The sequence below is a fragment of the Atopococcus tabaci DSM 17538 genome, assembly GCF_000429585.1.
In the GTDB taxonomy this organism is placed as follows: domain Bacteria; phylum Bacillota; class Bacilli; order Lactobacillales; family Carnobacteriaceae_A; genus Atopococcus; species Atopococcus tabaci.
The window spans coordinates 1-5,457 of sequence record NZ_AUCD01000100.1 but is presented as its reverse complement, the minus strand read 5'-3'; the positions used below and the strand labels follow the sequence as shown (position 1 = coordinate 5,457).

Below are 5,457 nucleotides of genomic sequence, written 5' to 3'. Positions count from 1 at the left end.
TATCAGACGATTTGGTCCCATGTTTGATGATGTCTTTCGATGACTCATTTTTCACCCCGCAGGTCGGGCACCCGTTAGGGTGATAGGTCAACGTTCCGTGGAGGACTATGTGCTCTACACCGCGTTTCTTGTGATATGTGACTGTCTGATTGTCTAACTGAATGTTTTCCTCTTTCATTCCAAGTAATTCTTTTGTAAAATGAAGTTGGGTCATGTGAATCCTCCTATCGTTTTGTAAGGTAACTTAATTATAGGGGTTCACTGACCTTTTTGCATTTTAAATACAAAAAAGGTATCAGCGAATCATTTTGATTCACCAACACCAAATATTATAGAACCCTTCTTTTTTTATTCTTTTACTTTTAATGGTTCCAATTGCTCATTGATCATGTCCACTCCTACATCGGTTTGAAGAAGGGAGGCAGCTGTATAAGCCCCTTCAACAAATGCGGTGTCATACAAGGTGATGTCTTTATCTGAAGACTCCATCGCCATTTCTAGATTCATCTTGGCACTGCCTAAATCATAAAAGGCCAAAATGTTGTCTTCCTCGAAGGTGTCTAAAGCAGCGGAAATCTTATCAAAACTGGTGCCGACATCGCTGTCTTCCGTTCCGCCGGCGGTTTTGATCGTCACATCTCCGGCAACTTGTCCCAAGAGTTTGGCCAATCCGTCGGCCACTTCCTCAACGTGCGTTACCAGAAGAATACCGTGGCTTCTACTCATCTAATACACCTGCTTCCAACATTGTCTCAAAGAGGTACGCGCTGGACTGAGCTCCCGGATCGATGTGGCCGATGGAACGTTCGCCCAGGTAGGAAGCCCGCCCTTTTGTGGCTTTCATGTCTTTCGTTTTTTGAAGGCTTTCTGCGATCAACTCGTTGGACAAGCTGCCGGATTTCACCGCTTCGATGACCGGAATCCACTCATCCACCATCGTTTTTTCGCCCGCTTCCGCTTTTCCGCGTTTTTGAATGCCGTCCAATCCCGCTTGCAGCAGCTCGTTGATGTCTTGGCTGTTTTTAGCGGTTTTGGCCATTTCGATAAACGCTGTTCCGTAAAGAGGACCCGAGGCGCCGCCCACTTTGCTGACCAAGGTCATTCCGACGTCTTTGAACAGGTCGGAGAGATTGTCGTATTCTGTTTCTAACATTTTTTCTTTTATAGCGGCCGCTCCGCGGGTTAAGTTGCTGCCGTGGTCTCCATCGCCGATAGCAGTGTCCAATTCGTTTAAATAGGCTTTGTTATCAGTGATTTTTTGTCCAAATGCTTCAATCCAGTGACTGACTTTTTCTGGTGTAGCCATTCAACAACCTCCTCATTCGTTGGTAGTTACCAAGATATTGTTTCGACTGGAGCGTTCAAGTAATCCAGCCATGTTGGATCTTCCAGTTTCACAAGAGTCAAAGAGAGTCCTTCCATATCAATCGACGTCATATAGTCGCCGACTTTACGGAAAGTTAAGTTCAATCCTTCATCGTCCACCAATAGTTTTTTCACGTCGTTCATGAAAACAAATTGTTCCATCAAAGGTGTGGCGCCCATCCCGTTGACCAATACGGCGTATTCATCGCCTTTGGACCAATTGAAGGCTTTCTTCAACTGCTGCACCAGTTCTGCCGCCAAATCTTTGGACGGCTGCAGCTTTTCACGTCGGTAGCCGGGTTCTCCGTGGATACCCACACCGAATTCAATTTCATCGTCTCCGATTTCAAATCCTGGGTTTCCGACTTCCGGATTGGTTGCCGGGCTCAAGGCGACCCCGATGGATTTGATATTCGGAATGAGTTTTTCGGCCAATTCTTTGATTTCCTGCAGGGATTTTCCTTCTTCCGCCGCGGCGCCTAAAATCTTATGGACTAATACGGTGCCGGCGATGCCGCGTTTACCGGCTGTGTAGGTACTGTCTTCCACCGCAATGTCGTCGTCCACTACGATGTAATCCACTTCAATGTCTTCTAATTCTGCCATGTCTTTGGCCATCTCAAAGTTCATGACGTCCCCCGTATAGTTTTTAATGATAAGGAAGACTCCGCTGCCTTCGTCGCTGGCCTTGATGGCTTCCAATACTTGGTCTGGAGTAGGGGAAGTAAAGACCTGGCCGGCAGCCGCAGCAGAAAGCATGCCTTTTCCAACAAAACCAGCGTGAGACGGCTCATGACCGCTTCCGCCGCCGCTGACCAATCCAACTTTTCCGTTTTTATCCGCTTTTCGATGGATGACCATCGTATCAGGGAGTCGTTCCACCAGGGAATCGTAGGCAAAAGTCAAACCGTTCAGCATTTCGTCGACAACATGATCTGGGTGATTGATGATTTTTTTCATACAAACCTTCCTTTCATATTGGGTTCTGCATCTCTATTGTAAACGTTATCTCGAGAAAGGACAAATGAAAACTTTTTCCATGAGAGATGGAACGGGAAAGAAATTTGGTCTTTTTTAGTGTATGATAGGGTATGAGAACGCAGAAAGAAGCACGTTTTCGGAATGGTGGTGAGTGGAATGGAAGAAAGAGAAACCAAGCTTTTTTCGCTGGTGAAAAAGATTCACGAAGAGAAGTTCTGGGAAGAATATTGGGACACGGACATGCTGGCGATTCAGCTGCCGGAAAACGAGGAACCGATTTTTGTCTCGTTTTTAGGAAAAGGGGAAGGAAACGTTGGATTGTTGATTTACCGTAACTTGAAAGAATTGGCTTATTTGTTTGAAACGCTGGCTTACGCAGATGAATGGAATTCGTTTCGTTTGCTGCTTCTTCAAAGCTGCCTGGCCGTTCATTATGAAGACAGGGAAACACTGACGAAAGAAGAGTACGAACGGGTGAAAGCAAGCGGAGTGACGTTCAGGGGGAGGAAAGCCTGGCCGGTTTTTACCTCTTTTCAACCGAGGTATTATCCTAAAACGCCTGTGGAAGAAGAGATGGAGTGGCTGGCGGAAGTATTGGAAAAAGTGTTGGAAACGGCCGAAGACTTCCGGTCCAAACGCCATTTTTACGAAGATGAAGACGAAGATTTTCAATTTTTGCTGCGTGAATACAAAGCAGACGGTTCGATGGAAGACGGCTTGTTTGATGTTCCCGAAGAAGTGTTGCAGGGATTGTCACCGGACATCATCGGCCGGCAGCCGGTGTTGGTATCCGAGTTTGAGATGATGCGGGTGAAGCAAGTCCCGTGGAAACAGCGAGTGTGGGAAATGGACTTGGACGAAGTGGAAGTGCCGGTTGTGCTCGAAAACGAAGAGGAGTGGGCTTTTTTCCCAAGCATCTGGATGGTGGTCGATCCTGTTGAACACACCATCTTGGAAACAGATGTGGTGAAAGAAGACGAGATTGAAGAGCTGCAACGGAAGCTGGTTCAGCTGTTCTTGTCTGCCCATGTCCGCCCTTCGGAGATGATGGTTTCTTCCGTGAAAGAACCGTTCATCACGGCGTATTTTTGGGAACTGCTCCACGAGTTGGGCATCCGTCTGGTAGTGGTAGAGGAACTGCCCGTGATTGCTTCCATTAAAGAACGATTGGATGATTTGTCCTCGGATGAATCATAAATTGCTCGTACAAAACAGAAGAAGGAGTGTGATACGGTGAAAACGTTGGTTATCATTTCTCATCCTGAAATCGACGATTCCGGCAGCCAACAGTACTTGTTGAGTTCAGTGCCGCAAACAGAAGATGTAACCATCCACCATTTGGAAGGGACCTATTCAGCGTCCCAACCGATTGACGTGGAGAAGGAGCAGCAGCTGCTGGCGGCGCACGACCGGATTTTGTTTCAATTTCCCTTTTACTGGTACAGTTCGCCGCCGATGTTGAAACGATGGCAGGATGAAGTGTTGCTGGAAGGTTTTGCGTACGGAAAACGAACGCACAGGTTAAGCGGAAAAGAATTCGGACTGATCCTGGTGGTGGGGGTGCCGGAAAAAGAATACCAAGCGGGCGGCAGAGAAGGCTTCGCCATCAGTGCCTTGACCACCCCGTTTCAAGCGATTGCCCGGAAAACCGGCATGGAATACCTCAAGCCGCTGGTTATTTTCCAGTTCCCGTATATGAAAGAACACGAGAAGATGGCATTGTTGATCCGCTATCAGCAAATGCTGACAGGAGACAAAAGTGACAGCTTGAAGGCGCGGGAAGAGTGGATCGTCGAACAGTTGGAACAGACAGACCGGAATCTACTGGGGGCTACGGGCGACCTGGTGTTGGAGGAAGTTCTGTCCACCATTGAAGACAACCGCTTGACGTTGGATGAGCTGGAAATGCTGCTGGACAACATGTAAAGAGGCGGGAGGAAGTGCCGTGGAAGAACAAGAGTGGATTTATGAACAATTGGACAAATTGTTTGAAGACAGCCGGGATTATCAACAAAAAGCATTGATTTTGGCTGCCAAGAAACTGATTCAAGAGCAATACGAACGAATTGAACAAATGAAAGGCGAGTTGGATGGGACATTGTGGAGCCCAAGGAGTTGGAACGAATAGAACCGGAATGCTCAGGAATATATTCTAACGTAGCCATCGTCATCTCCGCAAACAGCGAAGCACTTTACAGCGAGTGGGAACGCCACGGTTTGTTGGAGCACGTAGATGTTGTTTACGGACAAGAAACTGGAACAAAAGCAGCTGCAATCGAACAGTTGAAAACATACGGCTTTGCAAACGACGAAGTTTTGATGGTCGGCGATGCACCTGGCGACTTGAAAGCTGCTCAAGTAAACGACGTATTGTACTACCCAATCTTGTTCGGAAACGAAGAGAAATCTTGGATCCGTCTTTCTGAAGAAGGCGTCACACGTTTCTTGAACAAAGAATACGCTGGAGAATACCAAGAAAAAGTCATCACTGAATTTGAAGACTTGTTGAAGAGCTACTCTTAATCCAGAGATACAAACACCCGCAGAACATAGGAGTTCTGCGGGTATTTTTTCGTTTGAAGAGAGTCATTATAAGAGTGTAAATACGTTGCCCATGGTAAAATAAAGGAAAGAAAGTGATCGTTTCCCAGTCGTACAAAAGGAAGAAGGGTAGAAAGTGGATAGGAAACGGTACCGCATGGCGCTGATGATTTTCATTATTGCACTAATCATAGGGGTCAACTTCATGACCATTCCCTTGTTTTTATAGATGTATGGGCGTAAAACCCCTATGCCTTTAGGCTAGGGGATATAAGCCCTAATGACCTTGTTCTTGAATATATTTTTGGATAATCTCTTTGCTTACATTTCCAATACTACAAGAAAAATATCCATCACTCCAAAAGGTTCTTTCTTTCCAAAAATATTGAGAAAGATATTCGTTATGCTTTTGCCATATTCGATAGGTTGTAAGTTGCTTCAATAATCTAACGATTTCAAGAATACTCCATTTCGGAGAATAACGAATCAAAATATGAATATGGTCTTGGTCTATTTCTTGCTCGATAATTTGCCAACCATAACGATTAGATATAGATTCGATTTCGGTTT

Annotated in this window: 8 protein-coding genes and 1 pseudogene; 4 read left to right on the top strand and 5 right to left on the bottom strand. The window is 45.9% G+C overall.

Features of this window, described 5'->3' with window-relative positions; translation table 11 throughout:
• The 4 genes and pseudogenes from G470_RS0111150 to dhaK form a co-directional block, all read right to left on the bottom strand.
• A pseudogene (locus G470_RS0111150) lies at positions 1-214 on the bottom strand (ISL3 family transposase); the annotation flags it as partial.
• A 134-nt stretch (positions 215-348) separates the two neighbouring features.
• A complete protein-coding gene (gene dhaM / locus G470_RS0111145) occupies positions 349-726 on the bottom strand; it encodes a dihydroxyacetone kinase phosphoryl donor subunit DhaM (RefSeq protein WP_028274868.1) in 378 nt (125 codons plus the stop codon).
• Positions 719-1,306: a dihydroxyacetone kinase subunit DhaL gene (dhaL, locus tag G470_RS0111140; RefSeq protein WP_028274867.1), complete on the bottom strand. Its 588-nt coding sequence runs from the start codon at positions 1,304-1,306 to the stop codon at positions 719-721. The genes dhaM and dhaL overlap by 8 nt, the downstream gene beginning before the upstream one ends.
• 26 nt (positions 1,307-1,332) lie before the next feature.
• Positions 1,333-2,325: a dihydroxyacetone kinase subunit DhaK gene (gene dhaK / locus G470_RS0111135; protein ID WP_028274866.1), complete on the bottom strand. Its 993-nt coding sequence runs from the start codon at positions 2,323-2,325 to the stop codon at positions 1,333-1,335.
• Positions 2,326-2,502: 177 nt separating this feature from the next.
• Here dhaK and G470_RS0111130 point away from each other — a divergent pair, with 177 nt between their 5' ends.
• From G470_RS0111130 to G470_RS13505, 4 genes are read left to right on the top strand one after another with little or no spacing between them, the layout of a single operon-like run.
• Entirely contained in the window at positions 2,503-3,543 is a 1,041-nt protein-coding gene (locus tag G470_RS0111130) for a DUF7309 domain-containing protein (protein WP_035445632.1), read from the top strand.
• A 36-nt stretch (positions 3,544-3,579) separates the two neighbouring features.
• The gene (locus G470_RS0111125) at positions 3,580-4,272 is read left to right on the top strand and encodes an NAD(P)H-dependent oxidoreductase (protein WP_028274864.1); all 693 of its coding nucleotides are present in this window, start codon (positions 3,580-3,582) and stop codon (positions 4,270-4,272) included.
• A 19-nt stretch (positions 4,273-4,291) separates the two neighbouring features.
• A complete protein-coding gene (locus G470_RS0111120; RefSeq protein WP_028274863.1) occupies positions 4,292-4,474 on the top strand; it encodes a hypothetical protein in 183 nt (60 codons plus the stop codon).
• Entirely contained in the window at positions 4,462-4,869 is a 408-nt protein-coding gene (locus tag G470_RS13505; RefSeq protein ID WP_051258563.1) for an HAD family hydrolase, read from the top strand. Before G470_RS0111120 ends, G470_RS13505 begins: the two co-directional genes overlap by 13 nt.
• Positions 4,870-5,164: 295 nt before the next feature.
• Here the strand turns inward: G470_RS13505 and tnpA are convergent.
• Positions 5,165-5,457: IS200/IS605 family transposase (tnpA, locus tag G470_RS0111110; RefSeq protein ID WP_028274862.1), on the bottom strand; the 293-nt coding region annotated here is incomplete at its 5' end.